The organism is Paenibacillus sp. PDC88 (assembly GCF_900106725.1).
GTDB lineage: Bacteria > Bacillota > Bacilli > Paenibacillales > Paenibacillaceae > Paenibacillus > Paenibacillus shunpengii.
Genome location: NZ_FNNT01000001.1, coordinates 737,146 through 755,214, shown reverse-complemented (window position 1 = coordinate 755,214; position 18,069 = coordinate 737,146). Strand labels below are relative to the sequence as shown.

Below are 18,069 nucleotides of genomic sequence, written 5' to 3'. Positions count from 1 at the left end.
GGAGGACGGTAAATGACGGTAAGACAGCGGCCGCAGTTTTGGCTCAAGTTTAATAATAACGCAGAAGTATTTTGGTTGCCGGTTAATCCCCGGTCACTATCCGCAACATCAACGCACGGATTCACGGACATAGACGTTACGCAACTAGGCGAGTATACCGTTATCGGAAATAACCGATTGCGCGAATACTCGTTTTCTTCGTTATTCCCACGCGATTATAATCCGTCCTTCTGCGAGCATCCGCGTTTAAAAGATCCGTGGGAGACCGTTAAGATGATCGAACGTTGGCAACGGTCAGGTAAACCGGTGCGCTTCATCGTAACGAATACGCCGATAAATCTCGCGGTCACTATTCGGAGTTTCACATACGAAGAACGCGGCGGTGAGCCTGGCGATATCTACTATACGTTAACGTTGAAAGAGTACGTATTCGTATCGTTCCGTAAGACTTCGGATAGTACGGCTCAGTCAACGTCTTCCGCCGCGAAGAAAGCGGAGAAGCAGCGTCCTAACGAGAAGACGACGCCGAAGTCGTATACGATTAAGTCCGGTGACTCACTGTGGAAAATCGCGCAGAAAGTCTATAAGAACGGAGACGACTGGCGCAAGATTTACGACGCTAATAAATCCGCAATCGGCCCGAATCCTAACGCGCTGAAAGTCGGAACGAAGCTGGTGATCCCGTAATGGCAACGGAATATAACATTGAATACGGCGGTCGCTACATCGATCCCATCGTTCAGAGCGTCAAGTGGTCGGGCGACATTCCGCTTCCTTATCGTACGCTTATCGTTACGTTATCTAATACGATTAACGGTAAAATGCAGGCGGTAACGTTCGAGCTCGGCAAGGAAATACGATTTCACGTAAACGGCGCGGAGGTCTTCCGGGGCGTTATTTTTAGTACTACGATTGACCATTCCGGACGCATGTCGATTACCGCGTACGATGAGAACGTGTATCTTACGAAGAACTCGGATACGCGCAAGTTTACGAAGATGACGGCGACGGCTATCGCAAAGCAGTTGTGTCAGGCGTTTGATATTAGCGCGGGTACTTTCGCAGCGTCCGGCTACGTTATTCCGAAGCTGATTCTACGTGACATGACGTTATGGGATATGCTCGTTACTGCGTTTACAGAGACACGTAAGCAGAACGGCAAGCGTCTATACGTGTACTCGCGTAAAGGCAAACTCTACATGGCCGAGCGCAAGGACATTATTGTCCGTTGGATACTCGAAAACGGCGTTAATATAACGGGTGCCTCACGGACTCAATCGATAGAGGAGACGCGTACCGTCGTTAAGGTTACGGGCGGCGATAAAGATAAACCGCTGACAGCTACGGTTAAAAACGATAGCGCGGTTAAGTTGTACGGAACGATGCAGCATCCGGAAACGGCCGATTCGGACTCGAACCAGTCGCAGATCAACCAGCTCGCAGCGCAGAAATTAAAGGAACTCAGCAAACCGAACGAAGAGGCAACGGTAACGGCGCTCGGACTTATCGATGTGGTAACGGGCTCATCCGTTTATGTACTCGAAGATATGACGAAGCTTATCGGCGGCTTTTACGTAACGGCTGATACACATACGTTCGAAAACGGCACGCACTTGATGGACGTTACGATATCGAAAACGGATGACTTACCGCAACTTGATTACGTGGAGGTGACGGAGGATTGAACGAAATAATCGAAGGTTCCGGATTTGCGAAGCTCAGCGGCGTAATTAAAACGCTTGGCTACAACAAGGACGTAGATATCGAACTCGCAACGGTAATCGCGCCGCTTCCGAATCTGCGCATTCAAATCGACAACATGAAGATTGAACTCGAAGCGGACGACGTGATTATCGCTGAACACTTAACCGACATTGAACGCGAGATATCGTTCAGCATTCCGGTTAGCGGAAGCACCACAAGCGCAGGTTCGCCGTCTCACTCTCACGGACTCGGGAACATCGCGGCATCTTCCGTTAAAGTCACCGTTAAGTCTCCGCTTAAAGCCGGAGATCGCGTTATCGTAGCGTCAATAAAGGCCGGCCAATCTTACGTTGTACTCGATAAGGCGGTGATCTTAAATGGCGCTTAGTCCAATCGCGGAAACTGCGGTTACGGCGTTAGAAACGGAGAGCTCTACGATAGTCCAGACAAAAGCTCCGTCAAAGACGTATTCGCTCGACTTTTCGAACGGAAATATTGGCGGAATGGTTGACGGAATCGAAGCGCTCAAACAATTCATACTCAAAGCGATCCGCACTGCGCGTGGTCGCTTTTTAATTTACGACGACGATTACGGATCTGAACTCGAAGACGTGCTCGGCGGTGATTCATCGTTTGAATTACTAGCTGCGGAAATACCACGCGCAATAACGGAGGCGTTAATATACGATGAGCGAATTAGCGCGGTGGATGATTTTGTAATAACGCAGGAAGGCGACGCCGTGTACGTTGAGTTTACGGTAACTTCCGTTCTCGGCGCGTTCGGCATGGAGGTGACGTTATAATTGGCTTTCGAATCGGAAACTAATTCGGAAATTTTAGCGAGGATTCTTTCCTCGTATGGCGACGAGTTTGATAAGCGTCAGGGCTCGGTTGTGTACGATATGCAATCGAAAATGACGATTGAATTAGCGCGAGCCTATATCGCATTGGATACTGTGCTTAATCTCGGATTCGCCCAAACATCATACGGTCCTTACCTCGAAATGCGCGCGAGGGAACGTGGCCTGACGAAGAAGCCAGCGGTTGTTGCCGTTGGTTTTGTTGCGTTTACGGGTCCGGAAGGCACGGAGATTCCGGAGGGAACAACGCTATCAACCGGAGGCGAAACGCCTGTCGCGTTTGAGACAACGGAAGCGGCAACGATCGGAAGTAGCGGCGCAGTTACCGTAATGATCCAAGCGCAGATAGGCGGCGTGTCCGGTAACGTCGGTCCCGGAACAATCACGCTTGTTAATGGCGAGCTTAACGGAATTATCGCGGTAAATAATCCGCAACCACTTAGCGGTGGATTCGATGAGGAGACGGACGAAGCGTTTTTACAGCGCTATCTCGAAGATGTACAGACGCCGGCCACAACCGGCAACGAAGCGGATTATCGTCGGTGGGCGAAACAAATTGCCGGCGTATTTGATGCGCGTATATTCCGAGCATGGAATGGTCCTGGCACCGTTAAAGTATCGCTACTTGCGGACGACAAGACCGCGCCGAGTCAGAACGTTATTGACGAAGCAGCCGCGTATATCGAGAGTCAGCGTCCACTTAACGCAGCGGTTACGGTCGTTGGCGTTGAAGAAGTGCTCGTTAACTTGCGGATGGTCCTTACGCTAAGAGACGGAGCAGACGTTAATACCACCGTTGAGCAGGTCCGGTCGAATGTGCGCGCTTATCTCGAAGGGCTCGCGTTTAACGATCGAGTTGTCCGGTATTCGAAAGTGGGCGAGGCGATACTTAATGCGGAAGACGTAATCGATTACGAGAATCTAACGATAAATAACGGAACGGGTAACGTCCTAATCGACGAGGATCAAGTCGCGGTTATGGGCGCTATTGTCGTGTCCGAATAGGGGGAAATAAGATGCCGGGAATGTCCGATTATCTTGAAAATAGAATCCTTAATCACGTTTTGAAAGGCACAGCGTACACGGTTCCGGCTGGAATTTACGTTGCGCTTTTTACGTCTGATCCAACTGACGCCGGTACGGGAACGGAAGTAAGCGGAGGAGCATACGCAAGGCAAGCCGTTACGTTTAATACCGCGACAATCGGAGCGACAGCAACGGCGGCCGACGTATTGTTTCCGGTAGCTACTGCCGCGTGGGGAACGGTTACGCATATCGGTCTTTTTGACGCGGTAACTGGCGGCAATCTCTTATTTTCGTCCGTGCTGACTACGAGTAAATCCGTACCGGCCGGCGATCAGATTAAGATAAACGCGGGCGATATCACGGTGACGCTCGACTAAGGGGGCGTTATAGTTGGCGGAAATTACTATCGCAAGTAATAGCGTATCAGAGGCGACTTTAAGCGGTCGCCTTATTCGCGTTACGTCCACAACTGCCGCGGCAATATCTTCGGGAACAGTAGCGGATTCAACCGCTATTAAGCGTCAATTCGCGAAGTCAAGCGTTATCACCGCTGCATCTATCAGCGCTAAACAGACGAGAGTTGTGCGCATTGCTTCCGCGAATACATCCGCATCCAAGGCCGCGGTTCTTGACGTTAAGAAATACCGCACGATTAGCGCGAAAATAACCGTTAGTACTCGGATGGAAGCGTATCGTACTGACCGTGATATACGCGCCGAAATGACCGATTATTTGCCGCGATATTACGGTGATTTTCCGGTAGTCAGCGCAATGATCCAGGCGGAAGCAAGCGAGGCGACGCGCCTACATGCGCTAGTTGAAGCGTTGGTGTTCGAGTTTTATCCGGAGACTGCGACGGACATCGGTATTACGCGGTTTGAAGCGGAGTGCGGAATCGTCACGGACCGGACCAAATCGCTTGAAGCGCGCCGGGCCGAAGTGATTAAGCGTAGACGCGGAATCGGAACCGTAACATTGCCGAAGTTTACCGAGATCGTTAACGAGTTTTACGATTGCACGGTCGAGGAGAAACCGAATGAATTTCGCGTGGCAACTACGATATGGAGTAGGCGCGGAGTGCCGGATAATATCAGCGAGATGGAACGGGAAGTTAACGCGGTGCTGCCGGCGCATCTTGAGCACGAGTTCGTTCCGACTTATCTACCGTGGGAGGAAGTTGAACTCTCCGATTTAACTTGGGAACAGGCTGAACAATTTACATGCAGAGAGTTAGAGGAATCATTCCTAATACCTTACGAAGGAGGGGACTCATTTGAGCGGCGGAAAAACAAGTAACCTAGGGTTGCACACTTGGTCTCAGGTTGACAGAGTGAAATTTAATGAGTTTAATGAAAATTTCGACCTTATCGATTCTGCTATTCCCTTAGAAAATATTAATGCAATGTTATCTTACAGTAAGCCGAGATCGGGTAGTGTTATGCATACTAATGGATTTTACACTCCTGGCGATGGAGGTGCGGCAAGCTACAAAATAGTATCGGATGCCGGAAGAGTCAGCAATGGTGCTACGATATTCGATATTAAGGATGGTTTAAAAGCTGTTCTTATCCACAATGGGAGAGTATTGGCAGAACAAATTGGTATGCGGAGTGACTTTCATTTTGATAATGCCCCTATTCTAGCTATAGCACAAACTGATGTGGATATTAAAATCATTGAATTTCAAGAAGGTAAGTACGAGATGAAAGAGGGGTTTATCAACAAAGATAGTATTAAATTAGTTGGTGCATCCAAAATTTCATTTGGTTACGGCGGTCGTTTTAGAACTTATCTATCGCCATATGAGACAGGACAAAGATTCACGCTCAAAATGGGAGGAAGACAGGATTTCTCAGAACCGCCTAATGCTGTTACTGATGAAATATACAATTCGAGCTTAATAGATATCGGGTTTGATGATACGGGCAAGCCGACTTCTGTCGCTCAATTGTGTCTTGAGTACGTATATGGGGCTACTTTTGATATTGGCTTCTATAACGCACAAAGTAGAGGAATATATGCTAAGAATATATGGGAGATAGACATTAGTCGTTTGTACATCCGAGATAGTTATACGAAAAATTCAATGATCTACATCGATACAGTAATGCAAGACAACATGTCAAATACTTCTCGTATCTTGATTCAAGATTTAGATGTAGAAGGCGTTAGCGGCACGATTTTGGAGACATCAAACGGAGCACTAGCATCTAACATCATTATTGTATCCATGAGTTATGAACATAATTTTACACATGCCTATTCTAATATCGGAACACACATCAAAACTAAGTCTGAGTTTGACGGACTAACAAAAATCCCTTTGTTCAGTCTAGGATATATTGATGGATTAACTATCGGGCAAATGAATTTGCATGGAATGAGTAAACACAAATTCACTGACGGAGTAACGACATTTACAGATTCATTATTTCGTTTTAATGGGTTTTATAACATAAGTGTTTCGTTGGTTAACGTAAATGATTCAGGTGCATTCTTTCAGGTTTCTGATGGGCCTGGTGCGGCACATTCCATACTCCGCATCTCTTCTGTAACCTCATCTTTCAAAAATAGACTGTTCCAAGATGGTACGGTCCCATCCCCTAAACTACAAATGATTGCAGCTACCGCATTAGGCTCTGTGGAGATCGACTCAAATAGCTACACTCTTTATGAAACACCGTACTTAATACCGGGAAAATTATACTCGGGTTCTGATTTAGTAAAGAATTGTCAAGGAGTCAAAACATCATTCACCGCCGCCTATGATCCAGACTCTATCACCGGAGGCTATGTATTTAAACGAACAGCAAATGATTTTATGACTTTGTTTAGATTTAAATACAAGGAAGATCTCCAGGTAAACTTGAGGATCAAATCAAGTGATACGGTTTTACAAGTGCGCATTTTAGATATAGTCGGGGGAGTACTGAAAAATTTAAACATTCCTTTATCCGGTGATGGAGGTGTTTATCAGACAGTAAGTGTTTCCGTACCTAAATCGGGAGCAGATGCTCTAAGTATTGTCGTACCGTATACAGCAGTGACGATGATAGACTATATCTCTGCTGAAGCTTATAAACCAATGGTCCAAAGCAATACTGTTACAACTGGATCGGCAGACACTTTCACAACAATCACTTTCCCGAAACCCTTTGGTGCTAATATACCGAATATAGTAGCGACACCAATGGGAAAATCAGCAATAATCACTTTTGCTGAATTATCTTCTAACTCGTTCCAAATAAAATCATCGGAGCCAAATACCGTTATTACCTGGGTTGCTGTCGAAAAAATCTAAAGATGGAGGGTGATTCTTAGTGCGGACTTCAAACAAATCAATTTTAGTGACTAAGTCAGTTCAAAGCAACGTAGTTGTATCTTACGAAACTTTAGAAGAAATATATGAATCAAAGCCATCATCCAGGATCGATGTGAGGATCGGATACTATAGCGAAAATGGTGAGCTATTAAGGACTCAAAGCATTACAATTTCAGGTGATAATTATATGCTATTAATGTCCGAATCCCCTAAGTTTGCTCCAGGCAAGCCCGCTAACGAATATAGGGAAGCTGATCTGTGGCATGTAGTGGATAACATATTAGAGGAGGTGTAGACGCTGGATACCGCACTCATAAACGCTGCTCTTAAGGACGGTATATTCGCCGTCCTTTTTGTTGCGCTCTTTTTGTATCAACTACGCGAAGCACGCCGCTTGTCAGACGAAGCGAAAGCGCGCGAAGAACGCATTCAATCGGAAGCACGCGAACGTGAGGTCCGCATCCAAGACGAAGCAAAAGATCGCGAGGACCGCTTAATGACGCTCGCGGAAGACTTAACGGCACGCTTTGAAACACTCGCAAGTCAGTACGAAACTTTGGCGCTCGATGTTCACGATATCAAATCGGTAGTAAACGGAAGGGAGGGAACGCGATGAAAATCGTAATCGACGCCGGCCACGGCTACTTCACGCTAGGCAAGCGCTGCCCCGACGGTTCCATGCGCGAATGGGAATTTAACGCAGTCGTTGCGAATTATGTTGCGCAAATGCTCGCGGCATATGACGGTGTCGAAACGAAATTTACGCACGATGTAACGGGTAAAACGGATGTTCTATTGAGTACGCGGACTAAAACCGCTAACGCTTGGGGCGCGGATATTCTCGTATCTATCCACGCGAACGCAGCGGCTGGAACGTGGGGAATCGCGGAAGGAATCGAGACATTCATTTACTCCACGAAATCGACCGCGTCTGTTAAACTCGCGAACGCAGTCCAGGCGCAACTCATTGCGAAAACAGGGCGCCGTAATCGCGGAGTTAAGACGGGCGACTTGCACATGGTACGCGAAACGAAGATGCCGGCAATCCTCGTCGAGTGCGGCTTTATGGATAATCGCGAAGAAGCCGCGCTACTTAAAACGGATGCTTACCGCCGAAAATGTGCGGAGGCAATCGTTGCAGGCATCGTTGAAGTTTACGGATTAAAGGAGGCGGATGATGTGCGCGTAGATAAAGCGAACGTAGTCATCGACGCGAAGAAAGCGAAGGACGGCGTATTAATTGACGGAACAGTCTACGTACCCTTGCGCGAAGTTGCGGAGTATTACAGCGCAGATATCGCGTGGGATAACAAAACGAAGACAGCGACTATTACGACGAAAGGGGCACGTTAATATGTACGAAATTGGCGTAGTTGTAGCGGTAATTATTGCGATCGGAGAGTTTGCGAAAATGTACGTTGACGCGAAATGGATTCCGCTATTATCGATGGCGCTCGGCCTAGTTGCGGGGCTTTTGTATATTCCGCATGAGACGGTTGCGGACGGAGTTATGACCGGAATTATGGCGGGTCTTGCTGCGTGTAAACTGTACGATATCGGTAAAGGCACGTTCAGTAAGGTGAAAACCGAATAAATAATGACGCCCACCAGCGGAGTCTTGCTTATAATAACGTAGGACTATCGTAGGTGGGCTATTTTCTTTTTATAGGATAAATGTTACAATTTGTATACATTAAATGGGCGGTGATCAGCGATGGGTATCGGAAAAGATTGGGAAGTCAAAAATGACGTAAGCATAACAAAAGATAAAGTAGAGAGCGAACCGACTAACAAGCGTAAAGGGTACGCGGGCGGTTTTATATTCGCACTTATCGGCTGGGTCTGTGCACTTATCTCGTTCTTACCGTTTACCGCGTTTATTGCTGCGCTCGGTATCGTCTTCGGGTTCTTATCGTACAAATTGGAGAAGCGCGAGATACAAGGCATCGTCATTATGATTATTTCCGCTGCAGGCGGATTCTTCTAAATTTATTCGGACACGCATTTAATACAAGCCCGGATGCATACGCTGGGGTAAAGCGATCGCCTACGCGATTGCGCTAGGGAGCGACCTGGAAACGGGTGGCTCCCTTTTCGTCGTTTAAGGACGGCTACAACGTCCAGAAGTCCGCAGCTTTCACGTCATGTCCACGTTTTCTGAGCGCGCTGATTACCTTGACCATCGTATTCGGATACGGGTTAACCTCGCGCCCATTTCCAGCGCATAACTTACCGACCTCATTGCGGCTCAGGCCCGTCCACTCTTCGAGATCCTTCTGTTTAATTCCACGCTTATCAATATACGTGCCCAACTTACTCCGCGGCTTTCCTAGTCCCATGTTTATCCACTCCTTTACTAGTAAGTGTGGACAACTCTATGAAAATTAATTCAAAACTGTGGTCATTTTGGTCAAGCGGTCCGCCATAACATCAAACATACGTAAAACGTAGGAGGCGATCGCAACATGACGATGAGCAAAACGCTACTTAAGAAAATGGCTGGAGAGGTTTCGCAACCAATACTCGGAGGGCTACTCGCTGATTATGCGCAGCAGGTTATCGAAGCGGAAGACGTAACGGAAGAACTCGCGGCGGCTATCGAAATACTTTCCGCAGAGTTAAAGTCGCGTGTAACTGGCGCATCAAATTCGCAACGCACGCGCAGATCTCGCGCTAAGAAAACGGAGGAAGCAACGGAAGAATCACCGAAGTCGACAACGCAAAATACACCAGCTCCACCGCGCAACATTAACGCAAGTATCGGAGGTATAACGCATGAGTAATTACGTGAGAAAGGGCGTTAACTTTAACGTTGATAACGCGCACCAAAACGAATTATTAGCGTGGGTGATGGCGGAGAGTGCGAACAATTTTAGCGGATATGTAAAGGCGGTTTTATACGCGACAATGGTAAATAAAAAAGCCGGGTTAAATTCCCGACTAAACGAAACAGTTAACGATAGCGGCGATAGTACCGCCGGCAATTAGGCCAAGAACGAATATCATACGCGCTCACTCCCCGATGGTTTTGTCGTTATTATTACCGACATCGAAAGGATTGATACACGATGAGTAAAACGGAAGTACTCGACTGGTCCGCATGGTCCGCCGGCAACATTGTCGCTAAGAATAAGCGCGATTATAAAGCGGTAGTTACCGCAGCTTCGACCGTACATTTAACGTTAATGCCCGCGACTGTATTCGCAGCGAGCGGCGGCGCTGATACGTGGAATAACGTATTTCACACCGTATTAAATATGGCGGATTGGTTGTGCGTCGGCATCATTACGTTTAGCGGTGTTACGTGGATGTTCGGGAATCGCACGAAGGCGCTCGAATTTATTATGGGCGGAAGTATCGGCTACATTATCATTCGGCACGCGGTCGATATCCGTAACTGGCTCAAAACGTTATAGGAGGCGGACGATATGATCGTAAGAATTAACGGAATGATAACGGAGCCAGAAACCGCGCTTAATCCGTTTGAAAATAGCGTAGCTGGCAAACTCGTCGAGCTAATCGCCAACTCGCTCGGTAACATCGCGTCAGACTTTGGCGTAGTGCTCGGCGAATTATTCCGCAACTGTATCGCACTCCTTAACGACAACTCAGCGGAAATCATTACGCTCGGCATCGTAACATGTGCGGCCGGCATGATGGTGTCTCCGCTGGTTGGCGATAAGAACCCGTGGATCGGTCGATTGTTCACGACATTTTGGGTCGGCGTAATTTGGCGCGTACTTATATAGAAGGGAGGGGAACTATATGCGCGCCGTCTATCGTATTATTCCGCACTCATCGGTACTTAATTCGGCATCACGTAATTTTCAGCGTTCACTATATGAATTGTTCTCCGTAAAGGAAACGAAATCACTCCGCCTGTTCTCGCAGCCGAGTCCGGACTTCTGGTGGATTACGCGCTTATCAACGGAGTCAATCGAATATTACTGCGCGATGCCGCCGGAGTTCGCGGATGCCTTCCGGATTAAATTTCGCAATCACGAGCAATGGCGTAAATCAACGCTCGAACTCGTCGATGACTTCGCGTTTCCGGACGCAATGGATACGGATCTATACGCGCTCAAGTATCGCCGTCACGATATATTCTCGCTGGACTTCCGCTATAACGAGCAAAATACGCCGGTTCGCGATTTGCTCGGCGTGACTAACGAACTGAGCGCCGGTGACGAAGTTAACGTATTTATCCGTACGGAATCAATCGCGCGGAATAAATGGAAGAAACTCGCCGACTACGCGTGGGAAACGTGGGATAGAGGCGGTGTCCCGTATCGGCCCGGCTTCGATCCGCTGCGCGCTCTCCGAACAATCGGCGGACTCCTAACGCATGTATTTTACGAAGCAAAATCGCTAATCGACGACGTACTTATCGGCATCGAGCGGACGTTCTATCATGGCGCGTCGGAATCACGTAAAAATACCGTGAAATTAGCGCTTCCGAATCCAGACCGTGCCGAACTATTAGTTAACGGTGAACTCTCTAATTTGACGCGAAATAAGCGTAATTTGCCTGCGTTTAACACGACGATACGATATGCGGTAACAGCGGCCGATCCAATTAAGCGCGGAATGCTTGCGCGGTCAGTAGCTAATGCGTACGGGGAACTGGCGGGCGATAATCGTCTCGAACCCGTTAAGATAAACGTTAGAGGACGCGCTGAAATCGGTTGGAATATGCGCGAGTTTAATCCGAATATGATGAGCGTTGATGAGGTCGGCAAGCTAACGCAATTACCAACGGCGGAGTTGCAGGCGGAGTTTGCGGATCAGTTGCGGTCGAATCGGCGCATTGAAATTGAGTTACCGGCAGCCTTCCGAAATGAACGCGGCATATTAGCGGGAACGGCTACGGATCGGGGCGCGACTCTTAACGTTCACATTCCGACGAATCAACCGGATAAACTGTTCACGCCACGCGTAGTTAACGGGTCGCCGCGTATGGGCAAGGATCAACACATCGTTAATCTTATCGTTGAGGCGAAGCGCAAGCACGGTATCGGCGCGGTCATTCCGGACTTTATCGACGAGCAGAATCGGGATAGCTCCGGTAACTGGCGCGGCATGGCTAACGCTGTGCGCGATCACTTGGACCCGGATGACGTTATCGACATTAACTTGGCGGATACGAGTTACGCGCCATACTTCGGACTGCAATCGATATTCCGCAATATTAGCGACGAGCGCGTTGCGGCCGATGTGATAGCGGAGTACTTGACGGATTTCTTACTCGCGGATGGTGACGAGGATAAGTTTCAAACGGCCGACTTTACGCGTTCAGCAGCGAAGGTATGTCGCGGCGACTTTACGGATATGAAGGCGATGTTCCAATCGGGTAAATTCCGTAAAGAGATGATCGCAGCTAACGAGCACCTATTCGATATGGATACGTGGCGCGATTTCGATAAGATGACGGAAGGGAAGCAGGGGCAAATTTACGGGCCGGTCTTGCGGCGAATCAGCCAGATAACGGGGAGCGAGTTTCTTAAGCCGATGTTCGCGCAATCAGCCGATAAAGCGATGGATCTATACCGTTGGATTAGCGAAGGTAAAGTCGTGATTATACGTTGCAAAATGCCGGACGGTATTCCGATGCCTGAGCGCTTAAAGGAGATACTCGGTTATTGGCTCGTCATGTTAACGTTTCTTATTAAACTAGCGCAGGATGGGCGCGGCGCCGGAACGTTCCTCGTACTCAACGAACCGCATCAATTCTTATCGCGCGGCCTCGTCCACTTTACGAAACGGATGCTGCGTGAAGGTCCGAAGTATAAGCTCGCGCCAATTATCGCGTTCCACGATTTTAGCGCGTTCCAGGCGTATCCTGGATTCGTCGATACGTTATTGTCCGCGTCGGTTAATTGGCACCTTTTCCGCAATACGCATCTCGATACGTATAAACGGTTGCTCCCGTATCTGTCCAAAACTTTCGCCGATCCGCAGTCTGCGTTTGAAGCAACGAAGCAATATCAGTTTATAGCGTGTTGGCTCGTTGAGGGAGAGTACGCGCCGCCATTCGTATGTGACGCACTTCAACCGGTCGGCAAGCGGTACAGCACGGCTGATAACGCGAAACTCACGCAGGAACATGCGCGATTATACGGGCGACCAATAGCGGAAGTACTCGCGGAAATTAAGCAACGTGAGCGCGCGTATCGTTAACGTTTGATGCGGAGAGATTCCGGTATTACAACGTTATCATATTGCGAGATGTCGAGGCCGAGATACTTGCGCATGAGTATCGCGGCTTCTGGCGCTATAAACGCCCATCTTAACGACATTTGACCGTGATATCCGCGGCATTGAAACTTCGCGTGTACTGCGTCGGGATCACGCGTCAATTCGTATACTTTGATTCCGCGACTACGGAACAAGCGCTTAATCTCCGTTATGTCATGCGTAACAATATTCATCGCGAGTTCGATGCTCTCAACGTACGGCTCGGGCGTCTTAAGCGTTTCGCGCATAATCGCCGCGTCGCGTTCAAATGCGGTTAAGACAAGCGGGAGGATAACGTGATATTTAACGAGCGTCCGTTCATCATCGGTTATTTGTGCGGGTGTAGCCATTTCGAGTCATCTCCGTTTTACGAACATATATTCGTATTATATACCGAGTTAGCAACGTACACAAGACCGGCTAGTGCGCAGTGATTGCGCTCTCTTATTTTGCGTTGACACTCCGTGTCGATTCGTGGTATATTTTTTCTTGCGTGGTTGAGGCGCGCACGGATTTAAAACGACGCACGAAACGGAAAAGCCTAACGTCAAGCATACGTAAAGCCTACCGTGAGCCGTCCGAAAAATCCTTGCGAATCAATCGGAATATTACGCACAGGAAAAGCGGGTAAAACCGCGCCAAATATGCGGTCGTGGCGGAATTGGCAGACGCGCACGGTTCAGGTCCGTGTGGGCTAACCCCCGTGGAGGTTCGAGTCCTCTCGACCGCATCCTATCCAGACAGGCTTCCGGAATACCGGAAGCCTGTTTTTGTTGTACAGATGCCGAGCTGCATTGCCTCAATACTTCCATTTTATAGGAATTATGGTCTTAATTATGAATAGGGATTCGCATATAATGAATGTAGAGATTAAATTCGGTTATACAAGGGGCTTAATATGAAGATCAAAGTATTGATAGCAGATGATAATTCCTTTATTCGCGAAGGAATGAGAATTATATTGTCCAGCTTTGAGGAATTTGAAGTCGTGGCAGCGGTCGAGGATGGTGCTATGGCTGTGCAATATTGTCAGCAGCACGAAGTGGATGTGGCCCTGCTCGATATTCGGATGCCGAATCTGAATGGAGTCGAAGCCACAAGGAAGATTGTACAGCTGACACAGACAAGACCGCTCATATTAACGACGTTTGACGATGATGAGTTTGTCTTTGAAGCGATACAGGCTGGGGCTAGAGGATATCTTCTCAAGAATAATGACCCAGAGCAAATCCGAGATGCGATTAAAAGTGTCAACCGGAATCATCATGTGCTGCAAGGTGCTGTACTTGATAAGATCAAGTCAAGCTTACCTAGCTCAAGCCACCCAATTTCAGCCCATCAGAAAACGATCCCGGAATCTGTATCCATACCAAGTCATACGGATCATATAGACCGTAGTTTGTTTACGGACCGCGAATTAGATATTATGGGCTGTATCGCAAAAGGGCTGTCTAATAAAGGGATCGCCAAGAAGCTTTTTTTATCGGAGGGAACGGTGGCTAACCATATTACTTCTATATTAAACAAGACGGGACTTGCCCATCGAACGCAAATTGCGATTTACTATTTAACTGGTGAAGTACGGGTTTCAGATGAAGAGCTTTAATTATTACGAATTGTGGATGGTCGGCTGCAGGCTGATTCTGCTTGTCTATATTTCAGGCACGGTGCTCGGCGCTGATCAAGATCAGAGATGGTTTATTTTTTCTGTGCTGATATACATATCTCTTAACTGCATGATGCTTATTCTAAGGAATCACAAATCTATACTCTGCCTTCATGCACTAACCATCGGGTGGATTATCGGATGTGCAGTATTTATTCATGTTTCTTTTCTGCTGCTGTTAGCAATCAGCCTCTATGAGATATCCATCTCCCTGAAAAATCATTCGGTGTATCCGTTCCTGTTCTTTCTTATAACACTGGGCTTAGTTCCAAGCTCTATTCTGTTTCATTATTTGCTCACCTCAGGATTCATATTTCTGGCTTATTCTGCTGTCAGGCACTATAAAACGGTGGTGAATAATCAATTCGAGAAATACGAATCAATCCAGGCTGATATGGACAGGCTGAGGCGATCCTTGCAGGAGAACCAGGAATTCCTTAAGCAATCGGAATATACAATTAAGCTGGAAGAAAGGAACCGATTATCACAGCGCATCCATGATGAGATTGGTCATTCAATGGCTGGGGCACTCATTCAGATGGAGGCAGCCAAAACCATGCTAGTCAGCCATCCTGCCAAAGCGGCAGAGCTGCTGGACAATGCGATCGGGATATCAAAAGAGGGACTTGAACAAATCAGAGTTACCCTGAAGGAGATGAAGCCTAGGCCTGAAGAAATGGGGATGAACCGGCTGCGGCTGTTTGTCGATGAGATAAGTGCAAAGCATGGGATTCATACGTCGTTTATGCATAGCGGTGATCTTGAGCATATTACGCCTCTTCATTTTCGAATCATACAGCAAAATATGACGGAAGCCGTAACGAACACGATTAAATATGCGAATGCGGATCAGATTCATGTTGAAATCCAGGTGCTCAATCAGCTGATCCGGGCTGTCGTTTCCGATAATGGAATCGGCGCTAGCCGGATTGTAAAAGGGCTCGGTATTTCTGGAATGGAGGAAAGAGCAGCAGCGCTGGGAGGGACGGTCGTCGTGGATGGCTCGAACGGCTTCAGCGTCATTACTCTGCTGCCTCATGGACAAGCGCCGGAGAATTCTCATCTTCGTTCTTCATGAAACTTCTCATATCAAAGGATGAACTTATGCACTGTTGTAGGTTCATCCTTTTTCTTTATGCTATAGAAAGAAAAGGAAAGCAAGATTCAGGGAAGTGGGAGTGATTGCATTGAACGTTCTGGAAATTGAGGGACTTACCAAGAAATTTGGGGATTTTGTAGCTGTAGATCATATGAATTTAAAGCTTCGTGAAGGAGAAATATTTGGTTTTCTCGGTGCCAACGGTGCGGGAAAGAGTACAACAATTCATTTGATCTCTTCTCTGCTTCGTGCATCCAAAGGTGAAATTCGTCTGCTCGGTAAAAATATTGCCAAAAACAGCAGGTTTGCCAAGATGAATATTGGTATCGTACCGCAGGATATAGCCATTTATGAGAATCTGACCGCGTATGAGAATGTTCATTTTTTTGGAGGCTTGTACGGTTTAAGGGGAAAGGAGCTGCAAGAGAGGTCTTTGGAAGCACTAAATTTTGTCGGACTCACGGATAAAGCTAAACAATATCCCAAAAATTTCTCGGGTGGTATGAAACGCAGATTGAATATTGCCTGTGCCATCGCTTATCAGCCGAAGCTGATCATTATGGATGAGCCAACGGTGGGTATTGATCCGCAGTCCCGAAGCTATATTTTGGATTCTGTACGGAAGCTGAATCAGATGGGCTGTACAATCATATATACGAGTCACTATATGGAAGAGGTCGAAGAGATCTGTACCCGCATCGCGATTGTAGACCATGGCAAGATCATCGCGGAGGGAACGAAGGAACAGCTTACTTCAACCATTACAGACACGAAGGATATTTGGATCGGATATAAGTCGGCTCTTCCACTTGATATCGAGTTTTTGAAGCAGATCCACGGAGTGATCGAGGTGGAGGCAGACGATCAAATGATTCAAATCAGGTCTAAATCCGAAGTAAATAATCTCAATCAGCTGATTTATCAATTAATGACTCATGAAGTTGAGATTCGCTCTGTTGAAGAGCAGGCTCCTAATCTGGAAACCGTATTCTTAACCTTAACAGGTCGTAAACTGCGGGATTAGGGGGATAAAATGAACATTATTCATATCATTCGGAAAGAATTGCTGACAGAGTTAAGGGATTTTAAAACGTTTATATTCATGATCGCCTTCCCCATCGTTCTGATGCTTATTCTTGGGAGTGCATTAACGAATGCCTTCTCCAGCGATTACGAAATGGACTCTTTGAGCTTGATGTATACAGATCATACTAGTGAAGAACAGCTGAGTGCTTCCTGGTCGGGCTTTATGGATGCGCTTGAGCAGGAAGGGGTAGCGATCACTTTAGCAACAAAAGAGATCGATGGTCAGAAGTTGATGCAGGAAGATCAGCATACCGCTTATGCAGAGCTAACCAATGATGGGATATTGTATTTCGGTAATCCGACAAATTCTATTGAGAATAACATTGTCCAGGGGATGCTTACCTCGTTCGTGGATCAGTATAATCTCTTCTCTGCAGTAGGAAAGTCTGACCCAGCGGCGCTTGAGCAAATTATAGAGGCAAAATACGCTTATGGCAGCTTCATTCAGGAGGCCTCATTAATCCGGGATAAGCAACCCAGCTCCATAGATTATTACGCCATTACCATGTCTACGATGATTGCTCTCTACAGTGCATTATCTGCAAGTTATTTAATTCGAGGCGAAGTGTCTCGTCGAACTTATATTCGCTTGTACGCCTCTCCTGTTTCCAAGAAAGCGATATTCACAGGCAAAATCTTGTCATCTACGTTGATAAACTTTCTATGTGTTGCTGTGGTTGTGTTGTTTAGCAAGTATGTATTCCAAGCAGATTGGGGCTCAAGCTATACTGCCGTATTTGGACTGTTATTCACTGAAGTTCTCCTCGCGGTCAGTTTGGGTCTTGCTTGCAGCTATCTGTTTAAAGATGGAGCAAGTCATGCCATTCTGGTCATCATCATCCAAATTGCCTCTTTTGTAGGGGGAGCTTATGCCCCGATCCATACAGAGAATGGTCTGCTTAGCTATATTGTTCATTTCTCGCCTATTTATTGGTCTAACCAGGCACTAATGCAAGTTATATTTGCAGGTAATGCAGCAGCCGTTATTCCGGTTATTGCTCTTAATGTGGGCATTAGTGCTCTCCTGCTTGTGTTTTCAGCAGCATTTATGCATAAGACAGGGGGAGAATAG

General features: G+C 47.2%; 24 protein-coding genes and 1 tRNA gene. 23 read left to right on the top strand and 2 right to left on the bottom strand.

The genetic code is table 11. The features are described from left to right. Positions 1-12 precede the first annotated feature (12 nt). From BLW49_RS03460 to BLW49_RS03400, 13 genes are all read left to right on the top strand, one after another. Positions 13-687, top strand: coding sequence for a LysM peptidoglycan-binding domain-containing protein (locus BLW49_RS03460; protein ID WP_090723147.1), 675 nt, complete (start codon positions 13-15; stop codon positions 685-687). Continuing rightward, a complete protein-coding gene (locus tag BLW49_RS03455; RefSeq protein ID WP_090723144.1) occupies positions 687-1,685 on the top strand; it encodes an XkdQ/YqbQ family protein in 999 nt (332 codons plus the stop codon). The genes BLW49_RS03460 and BLW49_RS03455 overlap by 1 nt, the downstream gene beginning before the upstream one ends. Then, complete coding sequence (locus tag BLW49_RS03450; protein ID WP_090723143.1) at positions 1,682-2,092, top strand: DUF2577 domain-containing protein; 411 nt, start codon at positions 1,682-1,684, stop codon at positions 2,090-2,092. Before BLW49_RS03455 ends, BLW49_RS03450 begins: the two co-directional genes overlap by 4 nt. Beyond that, positions 2,082-2,507, top strand: coding sequence for a DUF2634 domain-containing protein (locus BLW49_RS03445; RefSeq protein ID WP_090723141.1), 426 nt, complete (start codon positions 2,082-2,084; stop codon positions 2,505-2,507). Before BLW49_RS03450 ends, BLW49_RS03445 begins: the two co-directional genes overlap by 11 nt. Then, positions 2,508-3,569, top strand: coding sequence for a baseplate J/gp47 family protein (locus BLW49_RS03440; protein ID WP_090723139.1), 1,062 nt, complete (start codon positions 2,508-2,510; stop codon positions 3,567-3,569). An 11-nt stretch (positions 3,570-3,580) separates the two neighbouring features. Beyond that, a complete protein-coding gene (locus BLW49_RS03435) occupies positions 3,581-3,967 on the top strand; it encodes a phage tail fiber protein (RefSeq protein ID WP_256209558.1) in 387 nt (128 codons plus the stop codon). 13 nt (positions 3,968-3,980) lie between these two features. Beyond that, positions 3,981-4,886, top strand: coding sequence for a putative phage tail protein (locus BLW49_RS03430; RefSeq protein WP_090723138.1), 906 nt, complete (start codon positions 3,981-3,983; stop codon positions 4,884-4,886). Continuing rightward, a complete protein-coding gene (locus tag BLW49_RS03425; protein WP_090723136.1) occupies positions 4,864-6,891 on the top strand; it encodes a hypothetical protein in 2,028 nt (675 codons plus the stop codon). Before BLW49_RS03430 ends, BLW49_RS03425 begins: the two co-directional genes overlap by 23 nt. Before the next feature lie 19 nt (positions 6,892-6,910). Further along, positions 6,911-7,207: a hypothetical protein gene (locus BLW49_RS03420; protein WP_090723135.1), complete on the top strand. Its 297-nt coding sequence runs from the start codon at positions 6,911-6,913 to the stop codon at positions 7,205-7,207. Between the two features lie 3 nt (positions 7,208-7,210). Further along, positions 7,211-7,528 (top strand): BhlA/UviB family holin-like peptide, encoded by a 318-nt coding sequence (locus tag BLW49_RS03415; protein WP_090723132.1) that lies wholly within the window; start codon positions 7,211-7,213, stop codon positions 7,526-7,528. Beyond that, positions 7,525-8,265: an N-acetylmuramoyl-L-alanine amidase family protein gene (locus tag BLW49_RS03410; RefSeq protein WP_090723819.1), complete on the top strand. Its 741-nt coding sequence runs from the start codon at positions 7,525-7,527 to the stop codon at positions 8,263-8,265. The genes BLW49_RS03415 and BLW49_RS03410 overlap by 4 nt, the downstream gene beginning before the upstream one ends. A 1-nt stretch (position 8,266) precedes the next feature. Next, positions 8,267-8,506 carry a hypothetical protein gene (locus BLW49_RS03405; protein WP_090723131.1) on the top strand — a complete coding sequence of 80 codons (240 nt, stop codon included), beginning with the start codon at positions 8,267-8,269 and terminating at the stop codon, positions 8,504-8,506. A gap of 120 nt (positions 8,507-8,626) precedes the next feature. Continuing rightward, the gene (locus tag BLW49_RS03400) at positions 8,627-8,899 is read left to right on the top strand and encodes a hypothetical protein (protein ID WP_090723130.1); all 273 of its coding nucleotides are present in this window, start codon (positions 8,627-8,629) and stop codon (positions 8,897-8,899) included. Between the two features lie 124 nt (positions 8,900-9,023). On the opposite strand, the gene BLW49_RS03395 is transcribed toward BLW49_RS03400, so the two are convergent. Next, positions 9,024-9,251: a helix-turn-helix domain-containing protein gene (locus tag BLW49_RS03395; RefSeq protein ID WP_090723128.1), complete on the bottom strand. Its 228-nt coding sequence runs from the start codon at positions 9,249-9,251 to the stop codon at positions 9,024-9,026. 126 nt (positions 9,252-9,377) lie between these two features. Here BLW49_RS03395 and BLW49_RS03390 point away from each other — a divergent pair, with 126 nt between their 5' ends. The 5 genes from BLW49_RS03390 (at position 9,378) to BLW49_RS03370 (ending at position 13,089) form a co-directional block, all read left to right on the top strand. After that, entirely contained in the window at positions 9,378-9,695 is a 318-nt protein-coding gene (locus BLW49_RS03390; RefSeq protein WP_090723127.1) for a hypothetical protein, read from the top strand. Next, a complete protein-coding gene (locus BLW49_RS03385) occupies positions 9,688-9,900 on the top strand; it encodes a hypothetical protein (protein WP_090723125.1) in 213 nt (70 codons plus the stop codon). The genes BLW49_RS03390 and BLW49_RS03385 overlap by 8 nt, the downstream gene beginning before the upstream one ends. 80 nt (positions 9,901-9,980) lie before the next feature. After that, positions 9,981-10,328 carry a hypothetical protein gene (locus BLW49_RS03380; RefSeq protein WP_256209557.1) on the top strand — a complete coding sequence of 116 codons (348 nt, stop codon included), beginning with the start codon at positions 9,981-9,983 and terminating at the stop codon, positions 10,326-10,328. Positions 10,329-10,340: 12 nt separating this feature from the next. Then, positions 10,341-10,661, top strand: coding sequence for a hypothetical protein (locus BLW49_RS03375; protein ID WP_090723124.1), 321 nt, complete (start codon positions 10,341-10,343; stop codon positions 10,659-10,661). 16 nt (positions 10,662-10,677) lie between these two features. Continuing rightward, the gene (locus BLW49_RS03370; protein WP_090723121.1) at positions 10,678-13,089 is read left to right on the top strand and encodes a hypothetical protein; all 2,412 of its coding nucleotides are present in this window, start codon (positions 10,678-10,680) and stop codon (positions 13,087-13,089) included. Here BLW49_RS03370 and BLW49_RS03365 read toward each other — a convergent pair. After that, positions 13,086-13,496, bottom strand: a complete 411-nt coding sequence (locus BLW49_RS03365) for a YhjD family protein (RefSeq protein ID WP_090723120.1) — start codon at positions 13,494-13,496, stop codon at positions 13,086-13,088. The genes BLW49_RS03370 and BLW49_RS03365 overlap by 4 nt on opposite strands. Before the next feature lie 296 nt (positions 13,497-13,792). Between BLW49_RS03365 and BLW49_RS03360 the strand changes: the two genes are divergently transcribed. The 5 genes from BLW49_RS03360 to BLW49_RS03340 all read left to right on the top strand — a co-directional run bounded on the left by BLW49_RS03360 (position 13,793) and on the right by BLW49_RS03340 (position 18,069). After that, a tRNA-Leu gene (locus BLW49_RS03360) sits at positions 13,793-13,876 on the top strand. A gap of 168 nt (positions 13,877-14,044) precedes the next feature. Further along, positions 14,045-14,752 (top strand): response regulator transcription factor, encoded by a 708-nt coding sequence (locus tag BLW49_RS03355; RefSeq protein ID WP_090723118.1) that lies wholly within the window; start codon positions 14,045-14,047, stop codon positions 14,750-14,752. Beyond that, positions 14,739-15,890, top strand: coding sequence for a sensor histidine kinase (locus tag BLW49_RS03350; RefSeq protein WP_090723117.1), 1,152 nt, complete (start codon positions 14,739-14,741; stop codon positions 15,888-15,890). The genes BLW49_RS03355 and BLW49_RS03350 overlap by 14 nt, the downstream gene beginning before the upstream one ends. A 109-nt stretch (positions 15,891-15,999) precedes the next feature. Then, positions 16,000-16,935 carry an ABC transporter ATP-binding protein gene (locus BLW49_RS03345; RefSeq protein WP_143042060.1) on the top strand — a complete coding sequence of 312 codons (936 nt, stop codon included), beginning with the start codon at positions 16,000-16,002 and terminating at the stop codon, positions 16,933-16,935. A 9-nt stretch (positions 16,936-16,944) separates the two neighbouring features. Further along, positions 16,945-18,069 carry an ABC transporter permease gene (locus BLW49_RS03340; RefSeq protein WP_090723115.1) on the top strand — a complete coding sequence of 375 codons (1,125 nt, stop codon included), beginning with the start codon at positions 16,945-16,947 and terminating at the stop codon, positions 18,067-18,069.

Coding starts and splice junctions, on each gene's coding strand:
- BLW49_RS03350 (WP_090723117.1), top strand. CDS start 14,739: ATGAAGAGCTTTAATTATTACGAATTGTGGATGGTCGGCTGCAGGCTG.
- BLW49_RS03410 (WP_090723819.1), top strand. CDS start 7,525: ATGAAAATCGTAATCGACGCCGGCCACGGCTACTTCACGCTAGGCAAG.
- BLW49_RS03355 (WP_090723118.1), top strand. CDS start 14,045: ATGAAGATCAAAGTATTGATAGCAGATGATAATTCCTTTATTCGCGAA.
- BLW49_RS03460 (WP_090723147.1), top strand. CDS start 13: ATGACGGTAAGACAGCGGCCGCAGTTTTGGCTCAAGTTTAATAATAAC.
- BLW49_RS03340 (WP_090723115.1), top strand. CDS start 16,945: ATGAACATTATTCATATCATTCGGAAAGAATTGCTGACAGAGTTAAGG.
- BLW49_RS03375 (WP_090723124.1), top strand. CDS start 10,341: ATGATCGTAAGAATTAACGGAATGATAACGGAGCCAGAAACCGCGCTT.
- BLW49_RS03455 (WP_090723144.1), top strand. CDS start 687: ATGGCAACGGAATATAACATTGAATACGGCGGTCGCTACATCGATCCC.
- BLW49_RS03405 (WP_090723131.1), top strand. CDS start 8,267: ATGTACGAAATTGGCGTAGTTGTAGCGGTAATTATTGCGATCGGAGAG.
- BLW49_RS03385 (WP_090723125.1), top strand. CDS start 9,688: ATGAGTAATTACGTGAGAAAGGGCGTTAACTTTAACGTTGATAACGCG.
- BLW49_RS03380 (WP_256209557.1), top strand. CDS start 9,981: ATGAGTAAAACGGAAGTACTCGACTGGTCCGCATGGTCCGCCGGCAAC.
- BLW49_RS03400 (WP_090723130.1), top strand. CDS start 8,627: ATGGGTATCGGAAAAGATTGGGAAGTCAAAAATGACGTAAGCATAACA.
- BLW49_RS03435 (WP_256209558.1), top strand. CDS start 3,581: ATGCCGGGAATGTCCGATTATCTTGAAAATAGAATCCTTAATCACGTT.
- BLW49_RS03365 (WP_090723120.1), bottom strand. CDS start 13,496: ATGGCTACACCCGCACAAATAACCGATGATGAACGGACGCTCGTTAAA.
- BLW49_RS03395 (WP_090723128.1), bottom strand. CDS start 9,251: ATGGGACTAGGAAAGCCGCGGAGTAAGTTGGGCACGTATATTGATAAG.
- BLW49_RS03445 (WP_090723141.1), top strand. CDS start 2,082: ATGGCGCTTAGTCCAATCGCGGAAACTGCGGTTACGGCGTTAGAAACG.
- BLW49_RS03390 (WP_090723127.1), top strand. CDS start 9,378: ATGACGATGAGCAAAACGCTACTTAAGAAAATGGCTGGAGAGGTTTCG.
- BLW49_RS03370 (WP_090723121.1), top strand. CDS start 10,678: ATGCGCGCCGTCTATCGTATTATTCCGCACTCATCGGTACTTAATTCG.